This window comes from Azospira oryzae, assembly GCF_004217225.1.
GTDB classification, from domain to species: Bacteria; Pseudomonadota; Gammaproteobacteria; order Burkholderiales; family Rhodocyclaceae; genus Azospira; species Azospira oryzae.
In genome coordinates this window covers 353,163-369,585 of sequence record NZ_SHKM01000003.1, presented here as the reverse complement: position 1 = coordinate 369,585, position 16,423 = coordinate 353,163, and the positions used below count along the sequence as shown (strand labels likewise).

Below are 16,423 nucleotides of genomic sequence, written 5' to 3'. Positions count from 1 at the left end.
CATGGTAAGACCCGAAGACATCCAAACCTACATCCAGGAGGGATTGCCCTGCGACCACATCCGGATCGACGGGGACGGCCATCACTTTGAAGCGGTGATCGTCAGCGCCGAGTTCGCCGGCAAGAGCCGGGTGCAGCGCCAGCAACGGGTTTACCAGACCATCAAGGACCGGCTGGACAGCGGCGAAATCCACGCCCTCTCCTTCAAGACCTTCACCCCGGAAGAATGGGAGGCCCAGCGTGGATAAGCTCCTCATCCAGGGCGGCACGCCCCTGCGCGGCGAAGTGGCCATTTCCGGTGCCAAGAATGCGGCCCTGCCCATCCTCTGCGCCTCCCTGCTGTCGGCCGAGCCCCTGCGCCTGTCCAGCCTGCCCCACCTCAACGACGTCTCCACCATGCTCGGCCTGCTCGGCCAGATGGGCCTGGAAGTGACACTGGACGGCGCCGACGGCGTGGTCCTGGACGCCAAGGGCCTCAACAACCCGGTGGCTCCCTACGACCTGGTCAAGACCATGCGCGCCTCCGTGCTGGTGCTGGGCCCCCTGGTGGCCCGCTGCGGCGAGGCCAAGGTGTCCCTGCCCGGCGGCTGTGCCATCGGTGCCCGGCCGGTGGACCAGCACATCAAGGGCCTGCAGGCCATGGGGGCCGAGGTCAAGGTGGAGCACGGCTACATCCATGCCAAGGCCAGCCGCCTCAAGGGCGCCCGCATCTGCACCGACATGGTCACCGTCACCGGCACCGAGAACCTGATGATGGCCGCCGTGCTGGCCGAGGGCGAAACCGTCATCGAGAACGCCGCCCGGGAACCGGAAGTGGTGGATCTGGCCAACTGCCTCATCTCCATGGGCGCCCGCATCTCCGGCGCCGGCAGCGACGTCATCCGCATCCAGGGCGTGGACAAGCTCCACGGTGCCACCCACCGCATCATGCCGGACCGCATCGAGACAGGTACCTACCTCTGTGCCGCCGCCGCCACCGGCGGCGAGGTGCGCCTGACCCGCACCTCCTCCGCCTATCTGGATGCGGTCATCGACAAGCTCATGGACGCCGGCTGCGACATCCAGACCGAGCGCGACGCCATCAGCCTCAAGGCCCCGGCCCGCCTCAAGGCCGTCAGCATCCGCACCGCCCCCTATCCCGCCTTCCCCACGGACATGCAGGCCCAGTTCATGGCCCTCAACACCGTGGCCGACGGCGCCGCCACCATCCGCGAGACCATTTTCGAGAACCGCTTCATGCATGCGGTGGAATTGGCCCGCCTGGGGGCCGCCATCGACATCAACGGCAACACCGCGGTGGTCAAGGGCGTGCCCCAGCTGGAAGGGGCCACGGTGATGGCCACCGACCTGCGGGCCTCCGCCTCCCTGGTCATCGCCGCCCTGGTGGCCAAGGGCGAGACCCTGATCGAGCGCATCTACCACCTGGACCGGGGCTACGAGCGCATCGAGGAGAAGCTATCCAAGCTGGGAGCCAGCGTGCGCCGGGTGCGCTGAACCGCCGTTCCCCGACAAAAAAGCCCCGTTGTCGTGCATGCGACAACGGGGCTTTTTTTTAACTGCATGAAAAACAAGGGATTTCGGTCAGGCATCAAGATTGCTGGATGGGGCTGTCCTCAATGGAGAAAGCCCATGCCCAACTACCTCAATATCGGCGACGTGATTTTCGCCCGGGAAACCATCCAGAACGACGGCGGCGTGCCCGAGCAGCCGGAAGATGCGGTCTTCGCCCGGCCGGGAAGCCGCGGCGTGGTGGTGCAGATCGGCGCCGCCGCGGCCGACATGCGCCAGGAAATCATCCTGGTGCGCTTCGAAGGCACGGACGGGGTGCTCGGTCCGCCCGTCGGCTGCCTGCCCGAGGAACTGACCCAGGACGAGGCCGAAGCCGCGGCCCTGGCCTGAGCCTGCGGAGGGTGGGGCGCGGCCCTAGCCCTTGTCGTCCGGTTCGAAGAAGACCCAGCGCACATCCGGGAAGGATGCCTTGAGGGCGTCCTGCACCGCATTGATCTGGTCGATGAGGCCGCTGGCACTCTGCTGTTCGGCCATGCGGGCCTTCACCGCGACGAAGAGGTAGCTGCCCATCTGGAAGGAGATCAGGTTGTAGAGGGTTTCCACCTCCGGGCGTTGCCGCAGCCACTGCTCCATGGCCGCATGGGCGGCGGGCTCGGCGCTCTGGCCGATGAGCAGGGCCTTCACCTCCAGGCCGACGCCGATGGCCACCACCACCAGCAGGGCGCCGACGGCGATGCTGCCCCAGGCGTCGAAAGCCGGATTGCCGGTGGCCAGGGAAAGCAGGATGGCGCCCAGGGCCAGGGTCAGACCGGCCAGGGCGGCGATGTCCTCGCCCATGACCACGATCAGCTCCGACTCCCGGCTGTCGCGGAAATAGCGCCATAGCGGCATGTCGCCCGCCTTCTCGCGGATTTCGTGGATGCAGCCGCGCAGGGACCAAGCTTCCAGCAGCACGCCGACGCCCAGGACGATGATGGCGACCCAGGGATTTGCCAGGGGCTCCGGGTGGGACAGCTTGTGCACGCCCTCGTAGATGGAAAAGGCGCCGCCCAGGGAGAAGAGCATGATGGCCACCATGAAGGACCAGAAGTAGGTGGCTTTGCCGAAGCCCAAAGGGTGGTCCGGCGTCGGCTGCCGCCTGGCCTGCCTGATGCCCAGCAGCAACAGCAGCTGGTTGGCGCAGTCGGCGGCGGAGTGCACGGCTTCGGCCAGCATGGCGGAGGAGCCGGTGTAGGCGGCTGCCACGGCCTTGGAGGCGGCGATGCCGGCGTTGGCGGAAAGGGCGTAGATGATGGCGCTCATGGGCAGTCCGGAGGCGGGGGAAGGTCATGCTTTTACCATAAGCCCGGCCGCGGCCCAAGAAGCATGGTCCAAGGCGGGGCGGCGATACGGTAAAATGCCTTCTTTTGCCCCGGGAAAACGCCGTGAACGGCATTACCATCGCCCTCTCCAAGGGCCGCATCTTCGAAGAAACCCTGCCCCTGCTGGCGGCGGCCGGCATCGTGCCCGCCGAAAATCCCGAAACCTCCCGCAAGCTGATCATCGGCACCAACCGCCCCGACGTGCGGGTGGTGATCGTCCGCGCCACCGATGCGCCGACCTATGTCCAGCATGGCGCTGCCGACCTCGGCGTGGTCGGCAAGGACGTGCTGATCGAGCACGGCGGTGCCGGCCTGTACCAGCCCCTGGACCTGAAGATCGCCAAGTGCCGCATGAGCGTGGCCGTGCCCGCCGGCTTCGACTACGAGCATGCCGTACGCCAGGGCGCCCGTTTGAAGATCGCCACCAAGTACACCAAGATTGCCCGGGAGCATTTTGCCGCCAAGGGCGTGCACGTGGACCTCATCAAGCTCTACGGCTCCATGGAACTGGCGCCCCTGGCCGGCCTGTCGGACGCCATCGTGGACCTGGTGTCCACCGGCGGCACCCTGAAGGCCAACAACCTGGTGGAGGTGGAACACATCATGGACATCTCCTCCCGTCTCATCGTCAACCAGGCTTCCCTGAAACTTAAGCGGGAAACCCTCGGTCCCATCCTGGACGCCTTTACCCAGGCCGTGGAGAAGAATGCATGAGCAGCGTGAACATCAAGCGCCTGAACAGCGCCGACGCCGATTTCCAGCAGCGCCTCGATGAACTGCTGGCCTTCGAGGGCGCCCAGGACGAGAACATCGAAAAGACCGTGGTCGGCATCCTGGCCGACGTCAAGGCCCGGGGCGACGCCGCGGTGGTGGAATACACCAACCGCTTCGACCGTCTCTCCGTTGCCGGCATGGCCGCCCTGGAGCTGCCCAAGGCCGAGCTGCAGGCCGCCCTGGACGGCCTTCCCGCCGAGCGCCGGGCCGCCCTGGAAGCGGCTGCCCAGCGCATCCGCACCTACCACGAGCGCCAGCTGGGTGCCGGCTTCACCTACACCGAAGCCGACGGCACCATGCTCGGCCAGATGGTGACGCCCCTGGACCGGGTCGGCCTCTACGTGCCCGGCGGCAAGGCCGCCTATCCCTCCTCGGTGCTGATGAACGCCCTGCCGGCCAAGGTGGCGGGCGTCAAGGAACTGATCATGGTGGTGCCCACTCCCGGCGGCGAACACAACGCCCTGGTGCTGGCGGCTGCCTGTCTGGCCGGTGTGGATCGCGTCTTCACCATCGGCGGCGCCCAGGCCGTGGCCGCCCTGGCCTACGGCACCGAAACCGTGCCCCAGGTGGACAAGATCGTCGGCCCGGGCAACGCCTATGTGGCCTGCGCCAAGCGCCGGGTGTTCGGCATCGTCGGCATCGACATGGTGGCCGGCCCCTCGGAAATCCTGGTGCTGGCCGACGGCTCCACGGACCCGGACTGGGTGGCCATGGACCTCTTCTCCCAGGCCGAACACGACGAGCTGGCCCAGTCCATCCTGATCTGCCCCGACGCCGCCTACATCGAGAAGGTGCAGGCCAGCATCGACAAGCTGCTGCCCACCATGCCGCGCCGCGACGTGATCCGCACCTCCCTGGAAAACCGGGGCGCCCTGATCCTGGTGCGGGATCTGGAAGAGGCCGTGGCCATGGCCAACCGGGTGGCCCCGGAGCACCTGGAACTGTCCCTGGCCGAGCCCGATGCCTGGGTGGAAAAAATTCACCACGCCGGCGCCATCTTCATCGGCCCCTACACCTCCGAGTCCCTGGGCGACTACTGCGCCGGCCCCAACCACGTGCTGCCCACCTCCGGCAGCGCCCGCTTTTCCTCGCCCCTGGGGGTCTATGACTTCCAGAAGCGCACCAGCCTGATCCGGGTGTCGAAGGACGGGGCCCAGACCCTGGGCCGCATCGCCGCCACCCTGGCGGACGGGGAGGGCCTGCCGGCCCACGCCCAGTCGGCCCGCTACCGCCTCGATGCCTGAGGCCGGCGCACAGGACCAGCCCGGGGGCGGGGGAGGCGACTCTCCCGCCCCTGTCACGTGCAGGCAGCTGTTTCTCGGCTTTTCCTCCGTCGGCATTTCCGGTTTCGGCGGCGTCCTGCCCTTTGCCCGGCGCATGCTGGTGGAGGAGCGGCGCTGGCTGACGGCGGAGGAATTCAATTCCCTCCTGGGCCTGTGCCAGTTCCTGCCCGGGCCCAATGTGGCCAACCTCTCCATCGCCGTGGGTTCCCGCTACCAGGGCATCCGCGGCGCCATCGCCGCGGTCACCGGCCTCTTCGGTGGTCCCCTGCTCATCGTCCTGCTGCTGGGCCTGCTCTATGACCGCTACGGCCAGCTGCCCCAGGTCCAGGGCCTGTTGCGGGGCGTGGCGGCGGTGGGCTGCGGCCTGCTCTTCGGCACCGCCCTGCGCATGGGCCTGGCCTTGCAGGTGAAGCGCCTGTTCCTGCCTTTCACCCTGGCGGTGTTCGTCGCCGTGGCCCTGCTGCGCTGGCCCATGCCCATCGTCATGGTGGCCTTGCTGGCGCTTGCCGCCGGCGTCGCCTACGCCCACCTGAAACGCAAGGGGGCGCCGTGAGCCTGCTGGCCGACCTCTTCTTCCAGTTCGCCCTGCTCTTCTGCGTCGCCTTCGGCGGCGCCTCGGCCCTGCTGCCGGAAATGCACCGGGTGGTGGTGCTGGAAAAGCACTGGCTGGACGATGCCACCTTCACCCATCTCTACGCCATCGCCCAGGCCGCCCCCGGCCCCAATGGCCTGGTGGTGAGCCTGATCGGCTGGGAGGTGGCGGGCGTGCCCGGCGCCCTGGCCGCCTCCCTGGGCATGGTGCTGCCCACGGGCATCATGATCTACCTGCTGATGCAGCACTGGCACCGCTTCGCCGGTGCCCGCTGGCAGCAGTCGGTGCAGCTGGGGGTGGCTCCCCTGGCGGTGGGCCTGGTCTTCGCCGCCGCCTTCCTCATCGGCCAGGCGGCCGGCTTCGGCTGGGGCGGGGTGCTGCTGGCCGGTTTGACGGCCGCCGCCCTGCTCAAGACCAAGTGGCACCCCCTGTGGCTGATCGGCCTGGGCGGTGTGGCGGGCTTGCTGGGCTGGGTGTGAGGCGGTCCGGGAGCGGTGGCTGGAGAGGCAATATATGCGCGCCTTCCGGCCATGCCGTGGCGGAGAGTGGCGTCCCTGCTGCCTCGTAGGGCAGGGGGAAAACAAAAGGCCCGTCCAGCTGGACGGGCCTTTGTCTTGGGGGCGCCGGCAATTTAGCCGAGGATTTCCTTGAGGGCTGCCACCAGGGCGCCGCACTGCTCGTCGGTGCCGATGGTGATGCGCAGGAACTGGTCGATGCGCGGGGCCTTGAAGTGGCGCACGATGATGCTGCGCTGGCGCAGGGCCTGGGCCAGCTCGGCGCCGTCCCGGCCCGGGTGGCGGGCGAAGACGAAGTTGGCGGCGGAGGGCAGGACCTGGAAGCCGAGCAGGGTGAGGTCGCTCACCAGCTGTTCCCGGCTGGCGATCACCGCATTGCGGGTGCGGTCGAACCAGGCCCGGTCCTCCAGGGCGGCCACGGCGCCGGCGATGGCGATGCGGTCCAGGGGGTAGGAGTTGAAGCTGTTCTTGACCCGTTCCAGAGCCTCGATCAGGTCCGGGTGGCCCACCGCGTAGCCCACCCGCAGGCCCGCCAGGGAGCGGGACTTGGACAGGGTGTGCACCACCAGCAGGTTGGGGAAACGGTTCACCAGGGCGATGGCCGTGTCGCCGCCGAAGTCCACGTAGGCCTCATCCACCACCACCACCGATTCCGTATTGGCCGTCAGCAGGGCCTCGATCTCTCCAAGGGGCAGCAGGCGGCCGGTGGGGGCGTTGGGATTGGGGAAGATGATGCCGCCGTTGGCGCGGCGGTAGGCGGAAAGGTCGATGCCGTAATCCCCGTCCAGGGCCACGGTTTCGGCGCTAATGCCGTAGAGGCCGGCATAGACCGGGTAGAAGCTGTAGCTGATGTCCGGGTAGAGCAGGGGGGCGTCATGTTGCAGCAGGGCCATGAAAACGTGGGCCAGCACCTCGTCGGAGCCGTTGCCGACGAAGACCTGCCTGGCGCCGATGCCGAATTCGCCGTAGAAGGCGGCCACCGCCTCCTTCAGCCGGTCGGCGCTGGGGTCCGGGTAGAGGCGCAGGCTGGCGCCGTCATGGCCGATCTCCGCCTGCATGGCGGCCACGGCCTTGGGGGAGGGCGGATAGGGGTTTTCGTTGGTGTTCAGCTTCACCAGATTGGGCAGCTTGGGCTGCTCCCCGGGAACGTAGGGGGTGAGGCGATTTACCAGGGGGCTCCAGAATTTGCTCATGGCCGGACGGATCAGGGAAAAGTGGATGGGGCGGGCGGCGCGAAAGGGCACACCGCCACGGCTGGTGCAGGGCTGAAATGGTATCATGGCCGCTGTTTCCGACTTACCCATTCAACGGTGCTCCCATGCGGCAAGCCGAAGTTTCCCGAAATACCCTCGAAACCCAGATCACGGTCCGTCTCAATCTGGACGGCACCGGCTGTGCCAAGCTCAATTCCGGCATTCCCTTCCTCGACCACATGCTGGACCAGATCGCCCGCCACGGCCTGATCGATCTGGAGGTGGAGGCCAAGGGCGACCTGCACATCGACGGTCACCACACGGTGGAAGACATCGGCATCGCCATCGGCCAGGCCCTCACCCAGGCCCTGGGCGACAAGAAGGGCCTGACCCGCTACGGCCACGCCTATGTGCCCCTGGACGAAGCCCTGTCCCGCGTCGTGGTGGACCTTTCCGGCCGCCCCGGCCTGGAGTTCCATGTGGACTTCAAGCGGGCCATGCTCGGCACCCTGGATACGGAACTGGTGCACGAATTCTTCCAGGGCCTGGTGAACCATGCCTTCATCACCCTGCACGTGGACAACCTGCGCGGTGAGAACGCCCACCACCAGTGCGAGACCGTGTTCAAGGCCTTCGCCCGCGCCCTGCGCATGGCGGTGAGCCCGGACCCGCGCACTGCCGGCGTCATTCCCTCCACCAAGGGGGCGCTGTAATGGGCAAGATCGCCGTCATCGACTACGGCATGGGCAACCTGCGCTCCGTCTGGCAGGCCCTGGAGCACGTGGCCGAAGGCAGGGAAGTGGTGGTCACCGCCGATCCGGCGGTGGTCGCCGCTGCCGAGCGGGTGGTCTTCCCCGGCCAGGGCGCCATGCCCGACTGCATGGCCGAACTGGACGCCCGGGGCCTGCGCCCCGCCGTGCTGCAGGCCGCCAAGGACAAGCCCTTCCTCGGCATCTGCATCGGCCTGCAGATGCTCTTCGAGCACAGTGAAGAGGGCGGCGTGCCCGGCCTGGGCGTTTTCGCCGGCCAGGTGCGCCGTTTCCCCGCCGACAAGATGGTGACCGCCGACGGCAGCCGCCTCAAGGTGCCCCACATGGGCTGGAACCAGGTGCGCCACACCCGGCCCCATGCCCTGTGGGAAGGCATCGAGGACGGTGCCCGGTTCTACTTTGTACACAGCTACTACGTGACCCCGGAAGACCCGGCCGTGGTGGCGGGCACGGCCGACTACGGCATCCCCTTTACCTGTGCGGTGGCCCGGGATAATATTTTTGCGATCCAGTCCCACCCGGAAAAGAGCGCCCGCGACGGCCTCGCCCTGCTGCGCAATTTCATCCGCTGGCAGCCCTGACGGCCGCCGGCATCCCCTCCGACTTACTCTCTCTACGTATTCGCGATCATGCTGATCATTCCCGCGATTGACCTGAAGGACGGCCAGTGCGTCCGTCTCAAGCAAGGCCTGATGGAAGAGGCGACCGTCTTTTCCGAGTCCCCCGCCGAGCAGGCCCGCCACTGGCTGGACCAGGGCGCCCGCCGCCTGCACCTGGTGGACCTCAACGGCGCCTTTGCCGGCCAGCCGAAGAACCAGGGGGCCATCAAGGCCATCCTCAAGGAAGTGGGCGACGAGATCCCGGTGCAACTGGGCGGCGGCATTCGCGACCTGGACACCATCGAGCGCTGCCTCGATGCCGGCCTCACCTACGTCATCATCGGCACCGCCGCGGTGAAGAATCCTGGTTTCCTGCATGACGCCTGCGTTGCCTTCCCCGGCCACATCATCGTCGGCCTGGACGCCAAGGACGGCAAGGTGGCGGTGGACGGCTGGTCCAAGCTGACCGGCCACGACGTCATCGACCTGGCCAAGAAGTACGAGGACTACGGTGTCGAATCCATCATCTACACCGACATCGGCCGCGACGGCATGCTCTCCGGCATCAATATCGAAGCCACGGTGAAGCTGGCCCAGGCCCTGAAGATTCCCGTCATCGCCTCCGGCGGCCTCTCCAACCTGGACGACATCCGCAAGCTGTGCGAAGTGGAAGGCGAAGGCGTGGTCGGCACCATCGCCGGCCGGGCCATCTACGACGGCTCCCTGGACTTCAAGGCGGCCCAGGAAGCAGCAGACAAGGCCGGCAAGTAATGGCGCTGGCCAAACGCATCATCCCCTGCCTGGACGTGACCGCCGGTCGCGTCGTCAAAGGCACCAATTTCGTCGAACTGCGGGATGCCGGTGACCCGGTGGAAATCGCCCGCCGCTACGACGAGCAGGGCGCCGACGAAGTCACCTTCCTCGACATCACCGCCAGCTCCGATCAGCGCGACATCATCCTGCACATCATCGAGGCCTGCGCCTCCCAGGTGTTCATCCCCCTGACGGTGGGCGGTGGCGTGCGCAAGGTGGAGGACGTGCGCCGCCTGCTCAACGCCGGCGCCGACAAGGTCTCCATGAACACTGCCGCCGTGCAGAATCCGGACCTGGTGTCCGACGCCTCGGCCAAGGTGGGCTCCCAGTGCATCGTCGTCGCCATCGACGCCAAGCAGACGGCGCCGGGCCAGTGGTGCGTGTTCACCCACGGCGGCCGCAACAACACCGGCATCGACGTGGTGACCTGGGCCAAGGATGTGGCGGCCCGGGGCGCCGGCGAGATCCTGCTCACCTCCATGGACCGGGACGGCACCAAGAACGGCTTCGACCTGGCCCTGACCCGGGCGGTCTCCGATGCGGTGGCCATTCCCGTGATCGCCTCCGGCGGCGTCGGCAACCTGCAGCACCTGGCCGATGGCGTCACCCAGGGCGGTGCCGATGCGGTGCTGGCCGCCTCCATCTTTCACTTCGGCGAATACACGGTGCGCCAGGCCAAGGAATACATGCGCGACCGGGGCATCGAGGTGCGCCTCTAGGCAAGCCATGAGCCACGATCTCGATCCCTCCCTGTCCTGGCTGGACGCCCTCAAGTTCGGCGCCGACGGCACCATTCCGGTGATCGCCCAGGACGCCGCCAGCGGCCGCGTCATCATGTTCGCCTACGCCAACCGGGAAACCCTGGCAGAAACCGCCCGTACCGGCCGCGCCACCTACTGGAGCCGCTCCCGCAACAAGGTCTGGCGCAAGGGCGAGGAATCGGGCCACTTCCAGCACGTCAAGGAAATGCGCGCCGACTGCGACGGCGATGTGGTCCTGCTCAGCGTCGAGCAGGAAGGCGGCATCGCCTGCCACACCGGCCGCGAAAGCTGTTTCTTCTACCGGCGGGAAGGCGATCGCTGGATTCCGGCCGACCCGGTTCTCAAAGACCCGAAGGAAATTTACGCAAAATGAGCACTCACGACATCCTGCATCGCCTCTCCGACACCCTGGCTTCCCGCCGCAACGCGGACCCGGAGACTTCCTACACCGCCCAGCTCTTTTCCAAGGGCCCGGACTCCATCCTGAAGAAGATCGGCGAGGAATGCGCCGAGCTGATCATGGCCGGCAAGGAAGGCAAGCGCCTCAACATCGTCTGGGAATCCACCGACGTCATCTACCACATCCTGGTGCTGCTGGCCTTCTACGGCCTGTCCATCGAGGACGTGTCCCAGGAAATGCGCCGTCGTGAGGGTATTTCCGGGATTGACGAAAAGGCTTCCCGCACGAAATGATGCGGCTCCCCGCGATTTTTCAAGCCATCCGGACCTGATATGGACAACTGCATTTTCTGCAAGATCGTGCGCGGCGAGATTCCCTCGCGCAAGGTGTACGAGGACGAGCACGTGTTCGCCTTCCACGACATCAATCCCTTGCGGCCGGTCCATGTGCTGGTGATTCCCAAGCGCCACATCGAATCCCTGGCCCATGCCAGCGAGGCCGATGCGCCGGTGCTGGGGCGCCTGCTGGCGGTGGCCAACAAAATTGCGGTCGATCAAGGCAGCCCCGAGGGCTTCCGCGTCATCATCAACACCGGCCGCATCGGCCAGCAGGAAGTACCGCACCTGCACGCCCACATCGTCGGGGGCGACGCTCCCGTGGGGCCGATGCTGAAACGAATTCAAGGAGACTGATATGGGTAGCTTTAGCATTTGGCACTGGCTCATCGTTCTGGTGATCGTCATGCTGGTTTTCGGCACCAAGAAACTGCGCAACATCGGCCAGGACCTGGGCGGCGCGGTGAAGGGCTTCAAGGACGGCATCAAGGAAGGCACCGCCGAAGGCGGCACCACGCCGCCCCAGCAGGTCGCCGGCGGCCAGACCATCGAGGGCGAGGTCAAGGAAAAGACCAAGTCCTGAACCGTCCCTCCGGCCGGGGATTGGCGGAGATCGTCTGTCTCCCCGGCCCCGGTTTCCTTTTTCCTGGTTGCCTGACCTATGTTTGATATCGGTTTTTCCGAGCTAATCGTCATCGCCGTGGTGGCGCTGATCGTCATCGGCCCCGAGCGCCTGCCCAAGGTGGCGCGCACGGCCGGCCATCTGCTTGGGCGTCTGCAGCGTTACGTGAATGACGTGAAGTCCGACATCAACCGGGAAATGCAGCTGGAAGAACTGAAGAAGCTGCAGACCCAGGTGCAGGATTCGGCCCGCAGTTTCGAAAATTCCATCCAGCAGGGGCTCTCCAGCACGGAGCAGTCCCTCAACAACGCCATCCAGCCGCCGGCCGAAACGGTGGCGGCAGCGGAAGTACCACCGCCCGCCGCCGCTGCGCCTGCCGCGGAAGCTGCCGCAGCCGCCCCGGCTGAGGCGCCGAAAGCCTGATTGCCCCCATGAGTCTCGACAGCCAAGAGAGCGGCGCCGCCGAAGAATCCTTCCTCTCCCACCTGGTGGAGCTGCGGGACCGCCTGATCCGGGCCCTGCTGGCCGTGCTGGTGGTCTTCGTCTGCCTCTTCCCCTGGTCCCGGGAACTCTACACCCTGCTGGCCAACCCCCTGCTGGCCTCCCTGCCGGCCGGCGGCCAGATGATCGCCACCGACGTGGTGGGCGTGTTCCTGGTGCCGATGAAGATCACCCTGATGGTGGCCTTCCTCATCGCCCTGCCCTATGTGCTGTTCCAGGCCTGGGCCTTCGTCGCCCCCGGCCTCTATTCCCACGAGAAGCGGCTGGTGCTGCCCCTGGTCTTCGCCTCCGTGCTGCTCTTCTTCAGCGGCATGGCCTTCGCCTATTTCCTGGTGTTCCCCACGGTATTCGGCTTCATGGCCAAGGTGGCGCCGGAAGGGGTGGCCTGGATGACGGACATCGACAAGTACCTGTCCTTCGTCCTGTCCACCTTCGTCGCCTTCGGCGTCACTTTCGAGGTGCCGGTGATCGTCATCGTCCTGGTGCGCATCGGCCTGGTGGATATCGCCAAGCTGAAGGAATGGCGGCCCTACGTCATTGTCGGTGCCTTCATCATCGGCGCCGTGTTCACCCCGCCCGACGTGCTTTCCCAGATCATGCTGGCGGTGCCCCTGTGGCTGCTCTACGAACTGGGCATCATCCTGGCCAGCTTCATCGGCCGCCGGCCCCAGCCCGAGGTGGCGGCGCCGGCGCCCAGCGATCCGGCCCCCGCGGCCGCTCCTGCTGCCGACTGGCAGCCCATGAGCGCCGGCGAAATGGACCAGGCCCTGGGCCACAGCCAGGCGCCGGAACGGAAGCAGGACTGAGCCGGCAGTTAGTGCCGGCAGCAATGAAAAAGGGCCCCGCGGGGCCCTTTGCTTTTGCGCTCCGCCCGGTCAGCCGCCGCCGCAGTGGTAACGGCATTTCTCCCCCGGGCCGGGCACGGTGGGGGCCGAGGCCCGCACTTCCCCCTCTTCGAACCACCACAGGCTGCCCGGGGGCAGGGGCGTCCATACCTCGTCGTCGGTCAGGGGCTGGGTGGCGATCACCGCCACCCGGTCGTTGGGCGTGGTCACCTCGCTGAAGTCCACGGTCACGTCCTGGTCCGTCAGGTGGGCCTTGGCGAAGGGGGCCCGGCGCACGATGTAGGTGAGCTGGGTGGAGCAGTGGGCAAACAGCCAGTCGCCGTTGGAGAGCAGGAAATTGCATTCGCCGCGGCTGCCCAGGTCCACGCTCAGTTCGGTGAGGGCGGCGAAGAGTTCGGCGGTGGGCGGCGCCTGGTCGCCGAAGCGCCGGCGCAGGGCGGTCAGCAGCCAGCAGAAGGCCCGCTCGCTGTCCGTGTTGCCCACGGGCATGACGCTGCCGTCCAGGGGCGGGGCGAAGTCCAGCAGGTTGCCGTTGTGGGCGAAGATCCAGTAACGGCCCCACAGTTCGCGCATGAAGGGATGGGTGTTCTCCAGGGCCACCACGCCCTGGGTGGCCTTGCGGATGTGGGCGATGACGTTGCGCGAGCGGATCGGATACTGGCGCACCAGGGCCGCCACCGGGGAGTGGGCCGAGGGTTCCGGGTCGAGGAAGACCCGGGTGCCCTTGCCCTCGAAGAAGGCGATGCCCCAGCCGTCCGCATGGACGTCGGTGAGGCCTCCCCGGGCCTGGAATCCGGTGAAGGAAAAGCAGATGTCCGTGGGGACATTGCAGTTCATGCCGAGCAACTGGCACATGGGACGTCTCCGGGAGGCGGGGCTTACTGGTCGGGGTCGCGCCGCATGGGCGGGCGCTTGCCGATCCTGACCTGGGGTTCCAGCAGGCTCTGGTTGCGGCGCAGCTTGAAGGGCACGCTGGCGCCGGGCTTGAGTTCGGCGATGAGGTCCAGCATCACCTGGGGATCCTTCACTTCCTTGCCGCCCACCGCCAGCAGGATGTCGCCGGGCTTGATACCGGCGCCGTCGGCCGGGCTGCCGCGCAGAACGCCGGCGATGAGGGCGCCGCTGGCGTCGGGCAGGCCGAAGGACTCGGCCAGCTCGGCGGTGATTTCCTGGGCCTCGACGCCGATCCAGCCCCGGGTCACGGTGCCGGTCTGGATGATCTGCTCCATGATGCTCTTGGCGGTGGAGACGGGGATGGCAAAGCCGATGCCGAGGGAGCCGCCGGAGCGGGAGTAGATGGCGGTGTTGATGCCGATCAGGTTGCCCTGGGCGTCCACCAGGGCGCCGCCGGAGTTGCCCGGGTTGATGGCGGCGTCGGTCTGGATGAAATTCTCGAAGGTGTTGATGCCCAGGTGGGAGCGGCCCAGGGCGGAGACGATACCCATGGTCACGGTCTGACCCACGCCGAAGGGGTTGCCGATGGCCAGCACCACGTCGCCGACCCGGATGCCGTCCATCTGGCCGAAGACGATGGCCGGCAACTTGTCCGCATTGACCTTGAGCACCGCCAGGTCGGTCTCGGGGTCGCTGCCGATGACCTTGGCCTTGAGCTTGCGCCCGTCGTTGACCGCCACCTCGATGTCGTCGGCGGCCTCCACCACGTGGTAGTTGGTGAGGATGTAGCCTTCGGGGCTGACGATGACGCCGGAGCCCAGGCCGGAGGAGCGCTGGGGCTCGTTGTCGAAACGGTCGCCGAAGAAGTGGCGGAACACCGGGTCGTCGAAGAGGGGATGGCGGCTGCTCTTCACTTCCTTGCTGGTGAAGATATAGACCACCGAGGGCAGGGAGCGGCGCACCGCCTCGCGGAAACCGCCGAGGCCGGCACCGCCGTCGCCAGCGGCCGGCGCGGCCTCCTGCAGGGCCACCACGCTGGCCCGATGGCCCAGCCATTCGGGTTTGAGGGTGCTGATGACGAACAGCACGGCGAGACTCACCGTTACCGTTTGTGCAAAAATCAACCAGGTCTTACGCATGAAGGAAAAAGGTCGCACCCATGAAACGTGAAGAATTGACGCGCTATCTCGATGAACTGCTGGAAGCGGGCCGGTTTCGGGATTATTGCCCAAACGGTTTGCAAGTGGAAGGCAAGGCCGAGATCGGCCGTCTGTTGGCCGGCGTCACCGCCAGCCAGGCCCTGCTCGATGCGGCCGTGGCCCAGGGCGCCGATGCCGTGCTGGTGCACCACGGCTGGTTCTGGAAGAACGAGGACGGGCGCCTCACCGGCTTTCGCAAGCGGCGCATGGCCACCCTCATGCAGCACGACCTCAACCTCATCGCCTACCACCTGCCCCTGGACGCCCATCCGGAACTGGGCAACAACGCCCAGCTGGCCCGGCTCTGCGGCTGGCAGCCGGAAGGCCGCTTCGGCGAGCAGGACATCGCCTGGTACGGCCGCCTGCCCGAGCCGCTCAGCGCCGGGGAACTGGCGGCCCGAACCGGCACCCTGCTGGGGCGCCCGGTGCAGCTGGTGGGCCCGCAAGACAAGCTGGTGAGTCGTCTTGGCTGGTGCTCCGGCGGCGCCCAGGGCTATTTCGAGCAGGCCGTGGCCCTGGGGCTGGATGCCTATATTTCCGGCGAGATTTCCGAGCAGAACACCCATCTGGCCCGGGAATGCGGCGTCCCCTACCTGGCCTGCGGCCACCATGCCACCGAGCGGGGCGGTGCCCGGGCCCTGGCGGCCCACCTGGCCGAGCGTTTCGGCCTGCACTGCCAGTTCATCGATATCGATAACCCGGTCTGACCGGAGAAAGCCTGCCGCCATGGATTACCTGTTCACTCCGCCACCCGTCGTTGCCCTGGCCATTGCCGGTAGCCAGGCCCGCTTCCCGGTGCGCCGGGTCTATTGCGTCGGCCGCAACTACGCCGACCACGCCCGGGAAATGGGCGCCGACACCCGGGAGCCGCCGTTCTTCTTCAGCAAGCCGGCCGACGCCCTGGTGCCGGTGGCGGACGGCACCGCCGCCACGGTGGCCTATCCGCCCGCCACCAACAACCTGCAGCACGAGGTGGAACTGGTGGTGGCCCTCGGCCCCCGCATTGCCGAGCTGGGTCAGCGGGGGCTCAACGTGCCGGTGGAGGCGGCCCTGGAGGGCGTCTTCGGCTATGCCGTGGGCTTCGACCTGACCCGCCGCGACCAGCAGCAGAAGGCCAAGGAAAAGGCCCACCCGTGGGACATGGGCAAGGGCTTCGACCAGTCCGGCCCCATCGGCGCCATTGTCCCGGCAGCCCAGGCCGGACACCCCGCCAGTGGCGCCATCTGGCTGGAGGTCAATGGCGAGCGGCGCCAATCGGGCGATCTGGCCCAGATGAGCTGGGACGTGGCGGAGGTGGTGGCCAATCTTTCCACCTTCCTGCGCCTGGCCCCCGGCGACCTGATCTTCACCGGCACCCCGGCGGGCGTCTCCACCGTGGTGCGGGGCGATACCCTGGTGGGCGGCGTGGAGGGCGTCGGCCGGCTGGCCGTGACCCTGGCCTGAGGCAGGCCTCCGGCA

General features: G+C 67.2%; 23 protein-coding genes. 19 read left to right on the top strand and 4 right to left on the bottom strand.

Annotated elements, in window-relative coordinates:
- Window position 1: 1 nt before the first annotated feature.
- The 3 genes from EV678_RS15480 (at window position 2) to EV678_RS15470 (ending at window position 1,898) form a co-directional block, all read left to right on the top strand.
- Window positions 2-247, top strand: a complete 246-nt coding sequence (locus EV678_RS15480; protein WP_014236502.1) for a BolA family protein — start codon at window positions 2-4, stop codon at window positions 245-247.
- Window positions 240-1,493: a UDP-N-acetylglucosamine 1-carboxyvinyltransferase gene (murA, locus tag EV678_RS15475; protein ID WP_014236503.1), complete on the top strand. Its 1,254-nt coding sequence runs from the start codon at window positions 240-242 to the stop codon at window positions 1,491-1,493. The genes EV678_RS15480 and murA overlap by 8 nt, the downstream gene beginning before the upstream one ends.
- A gap of 135 nt (window positions 1,494-1,628) precedes the next feature.
- The gene (locus EV678_RS15470) at window positions 1,629-1,898 is read left to right on the top strand and encodes a nitrogen fixation protein NifZ (protein ID WP_014236504.1); all 270 of its coding nucleotides are present in this window, start codon (window positions 1,629-1,631) and stop codon (window positions 1,896-1,898) included.
- Between the two features lie 24 nt (window positions 1,899-1,922).
- Here EV678_RS15470 and EV678_RS15465 read toward each other — a convergent pair whose 3' ends face one another.
- Window positions 1,923-2,810: a cation diffusion facilitator family transporter gene (locus EV678_RS15465; protein ID WP_130460145.1), complete on the bottom strand. Its 888-nt coding sequence runs from the start codon at window positions 2,808-2,810 to the stop codon at window positions 1,923-1,925.
- Window positions 2,811-2,932: 122 nt separating this feature from the next.
- Here EV678_RS15465 and hisG point away from each other — a divergent pair, with 122 nt between their 5' ends.
- Genes hisG through EV678_RS15445 form a run of 4 tightly spaced genes read left to right on the top strand, consistent with a single transcriptional unit; the run spans window position 2,933 to window position 5,997 of the window.
- Complete coding sequence (gene hisG / locus EV678_RS15460; RefSeq protein ID WP_130460144.1) at window positions 2,933-3,583, top strand: ATP phosphoribosyltransferase; 651 nt, start codon at window positions 2,933-2,935, stop codon at window positions 3,581-3,583.
- Entirely contained in the window at window positions 3,580-4,887 is a 1,308-nt protein-coding gene (hisD, locus tag EV678_RS15455; RefSeq protein ID WP_130460143.1) for a histidinol dehydrogenase, read from the top strand. Before hisG ends, hisD begins: the two co-directional genes overlap by 4 nt.
- Entirely contained in the window at window positions 4,880-5,479 is a 600-nt protein-coding gene (locus EV678_RS15450; protein ID WP_130460142.1) for a chromate transporter, read from the top strand. Before hisD ends, EV678_RS15450 begins: the two co-directional genes overlap by 8 nt.
- Window positions 5,476-5,997: a chromate transporter gene (locus EV678_RS15445; RefSeq protein ID WP_130460141.1), complete on the top strand. Its 522-nt coding sequence runs from the start codon at window positions 5,476-5,478 to the stop codon at window positions 5,995-5,997. The genes EV678_RS15450 and EV678_RS15445 overlap by 4 nt, the downstream gene beginning before the upstream one ends.
- A 152-nt stretch (window positions 5,998-6,149) precedes the next feature.
- Here the strand turns inward: EV678_RS15445 and hisC are convergent, their stop codons facing one another.
- Window positions 6,150-7,226: a histidinol-phosphate transaminase gene (gene hisC, locus EV678_RS15440; protein WP_130460196.1), complete on the bottom strand. Its 1,077-nt coding sequence runs from the start codon at window positions 7,224-7,226 to the stop codon at window positions 6,150-6,152.
- 125 nt (window positions 7,227-7,351) lie between these two features.
- Between hisC and hisB the strand changes: the two genes are divergently transcribed.
- The 10 genes from hisB to tatC all read left to right on the top strand — a co-directional run bounded on the left by hisB (window position 7,352) and on the right by tatC (window position 12,833).
- Entirely contained in the window at window positions 7,352-7,939 is a 588-nt protein-coding gene (gene hisB / locus EV678_RS15435; RefSeq protein ID WP_014236511.1) for an imidazoleglycerol-phosphate dehydratase HisB, read from the top strand.
- Window positions 7,939-8,577: an imidazole glycerol phosphate synthase subunit HisH gene (gene hisH, locus EV678_RS15430; protein ID WP_130460140.1), complete on the top strand. Its 639-nt coding sequence runs from the start codon at window positions 7,939-7,941 to the stop codon at window positions 8,575-8,577. The genes hisB and hisH overlap by 1 nt, the downstream gene beginning before the upstream one ends.
- 48 nt (window positions 8,578-8,625) lie before the next feature.
- Window positions 8,626-9,366 carry a 1-(5-phosphoribosyl)-5-[(5-phosphoribosylamino)methylideneamino]imidazole-4-carboxamide isomerase gene (gene hisA, locus EV678_RS15425; RefSeq protein ID WP_014236513.1) on the top strand — a complete coding sequence of 247 codons (741 nt, stop codon included), beginning with the start codon at window positions 8,626-8,628 and terminating at the stop codon, window positions 9,364-9,366.
- Window positions 9,366-10,127: an imidazole glycerol phosphate synthase subunit HisF gene (gene hisF / locus EV678_RS15420; RefSeq protein WP_130460139.1), complete on the top strand. Its 762-nt coding sequence runs from the start codon at window positions 9,366-9,368 to the stop codon at window positions 10,125-10,127. The genes hisA and hisF overlap by 1 nt, the downstream gene beginning before the upstream one ends.
- Before the next feature lie 7 nt (window positions 10,128-10,134).
- Window positions 10,135-10,542: a phosphoribosyl-AMP cyclohydrolase gene (gene hisI, locus EV678_RS15415; protein ID WP_014236515.1), complete on the top strand. Its 408-nt coding sequence runs from the start codon at window positions 10,135-10,137 to the stop codon at window positions 10,540-10,542.
- Entirely contained in the window at window positions 10,539-10,862 is a 324-nt protein-coding gene (locus EV678_RS15410; RefSeq protein ID WP_014236516.1) for a phosphoribosyl-ATP diphosphatase, read from the top strand. The genes hisI and EV678_RS15410 overlap by 4 nt, the downstream gene beginning before the upstream one ends.
- 39 nt (window positions 10,863-10,901) lie before the next feature.
- Window positions 10,902-11,261, top strand: coding sequence for a histidine triad nucleotide-binding protein (locus EV678_RS15405; RefSeq protein WP_014236517.1), 360 nt, complete (start codon window positions 10,902-10,904; stop codon window positions 11,259-11,261).
- Between the two features lies 1 nt (window position 11,262).
- A complete protein-coding gene (gene tatA / locus EV678_RS15400; RefSeq protein ID WP_014236518.1) occupies window positions 11,263-11,487 on the top strand; it encodes a Sec-independent protein translocase subunit TatA in 225 nt (74 codons plus the stop codon).
- 78 nt (window positions 11,488-11,565) lie between these two features.
- Window positions 11,566-11,949 carry a Sec-independent protein translocase protein TatB gene (gene tatB, locus EV678_RS15395; protein WP_014236519.1) on the top strand — a complete coding sequence of 128 codons (384 nt, stop codon included), beginning with the start codon at window positions 11,566-11,568 and terminating at the stop codon, window positions 11,947-11,949.
- 8 nt (window positions 11,950-11,957) lie between these two features.
- Window positions 11,958-12,833 (top strand): twin-arginine translocase subunit TatC, encoded by an 876-nt coding sequence (gene tatC, locus EV678_RS15390; RefSeq protein WP_130460138.1) that lies wholly within the window; start codon window positions 11,958-11,960, stop codon window positions 12,831-12,833.
- A 69-nt stretch (window positions 12,834-12,902) separates the two neighbouring features.
- Here tatC and EV678_RS15385 read toward each other — a convergent pair whose 3' ends face one another.
- Window positions 12,903-13,727 (bottom strand): class II glutamine amidotransferase, encoded by an 825-nt coding sequence (locus tag EV678_RS15385; RefSeq protein WP_130460137.1) that lies wholly within the window; start codon window positions 13,725-13,727, stop codon window positions 12,903-12,905.
- A 23-nt stretch (window positions 13,728-13,750) separates the two neighbouring features.
- Entirely contained in the window at window positions 13,751-14,905 is a 1,155-nt protein-coding gene (locus EV678_RS15380; RefSeq protein WP_130460136.1) for a Do family serine endopeptidase, read from the bottom strand.
- A 20-nt stretch (window positions 14,906-14,925) separates the two neighbouring features.
- Here EV678_RS15380 and EV678_RS15375 point away from each other — a divergent pair, with 20 nt between their 5' ends.
- Both EV678_RS15375 and EV678_RS15370 read left to right on the top strand, forming a co-directional pair.
- A complete protein-coding gene (locus tag EV678_RS15375) occupies window positions 14,926-15,672 on the top strand; it encodes a Nif3-like dinuclear metal center hexameric protein (protein WP_130460135.1) in 747 nt (248 codons plus the stop codon).
- A gap of 19 nt (window positions 15,673-15,691) precedes the next feature.
- On the top strand, window positions 15,692-16,408 hold the full coding sequence (locus tag EV678_RS15370) for a fumarylacetoacetate hydrolase family protein (protein ID WP_130460134.1): 717 nt from the start codon (window positions 15,692-15,694) through the stop codon (window positions 16,406-16,408).
- The last annotated feature ends 15 nt before the right edge of the window (window positions 16,409-16,423 follow it).

Bases quoted from the DNA above. Each gene is read 5' to 3' on its own strand.
- hisH (WP_130460140.1), top strand. From the start codon at position 7,939: ATGGGCAAGATCGCCGTCATCGACTACGGCATGGGCAACCTGCGCTCC.
- hisB (WP_014236511.1), top strand. From the start codon at position 7,352: ATGCGGCAAGCCGAAGTTTCCCGAAATACCCTCGAAACCCAGATCACG.
- hisC (WP_130460196.1), bottom strand. From the start codon at position 7,226: ATGAGCAAATTCTGGAGCCCCCTGGTAAATCGCCTCACCCCCTACGTT.
- EV678_RS15470 (WP_014236504.1), top strand. From the start codon at position 1,629: ATGCCCAACTACCTCAATATCGGCGACGTGATTTTCGCCCGGGAAACC.
- tatC (WP_130460138.1), top strand. From the start codon at position 11,958: ATGAGTCTCGACAGCCAAGAGAGCGGCGCCGCCGAAGAATCCTTCCTC.
- hisD (WP_130460143.1), top strand. From the start codon at position 3,580: ATGAGCAGCGTGAACATCAAGCGCCTGAACAGCGCCGACGCCGATTTC.
- EV678_RS15375 (WP_130460135.1), top strand. From the start codon at position 14,926: ATGAAACGTGAAGAATTGACGCGCTATCTCGATGAACTGCTGGAAGCG.
- EV678_RS15380 (WP_130460136.1), bottom strand. From the start codon at position 14,905: ATGCGTAAGACCTGGTTGATTTTTGCACAAACGGTAACGGTGAGTCTC.
- EV678_RS15385 (WP_130460137.1), bottom strand. From the start codon at position 13,727: ATGTGCCAGTTGCTCGGCATGAACTGCAATGTCCCCACGGACATCTGC.
- EV678_RS15410 (WP_014236516.1), top strand. From the start codon at position 10,539: ATGAGCACTCACGACATCCTGCATCGCCTCTCCGACACCCTGGCTTCC.
- hisI (WP_014236515.1), top strand. From the start codon at position 10,135: ATGAGCCACGATCTCGATCCCTCCCTGTCCTGGCTGGACGCCCTCAAG.
- EV678_RS15480 (WP_014236502.1), top strand. From the start codon at position 2: ATGGTAAGACCCGAAGACATCCAAACCTACATCCAGGAGGGATTGCCC.
- EV678_RS15370 (WP_130460134.1), top strand. From the start codon at position 15,692: ATGGATTACCTGTTCACTCCGCCACCCGTCGTTGCCCTGGCCATTGCC.
- tatB (WP_014236519.1), top strand. From the start codon at position 11,566: ATGTTTGATATCGGTTTTTCCGAGCTAATCGTCATCGCCGTGGTGGCG.
- tatA (WP_014236518.1), top strand. From the start codon at position 11,263: ATGGGTAGCTTTAGCATTTGGCACTGGCTCATCGTTCTGGTGATCGTC.
- EV678_RS15405 (WP_014236517.1), top strand. From the start codon at position 10,902: ATGGACAACTGCATTTTCTGCAAGATCGTGCGCGGCGAGATTCCCTCG.
- EV678_RS15465 (WP_130460145.1), bottom strand. From the start codon at position 2,810: ATGAGCGCCATCATCTACGCCCTTTCCGCCAACGCCGGCATCGCCGCC.
- hisF (WP_130460139.1), top strand. From the start codon at position 9,366: ATGGCGCTGGCCAAACGCATCATCCCCTGCCTGGACGTGACCGCCGGT.
- hisA (WP_014236513.1), top strand. From the start codon at position 8,626: ATGCTGATCATTCCCGCGATTGACCTGAAGGACGGCCAGTGCGTCCGT.
- EV678_RS15450 (WP_130460142.1), top strand. From the start codon at position 4,880: ATGCCTGAGGCCGGCGCACAGGACCAGCCCGGGGGCGGGGGAGGCGAC.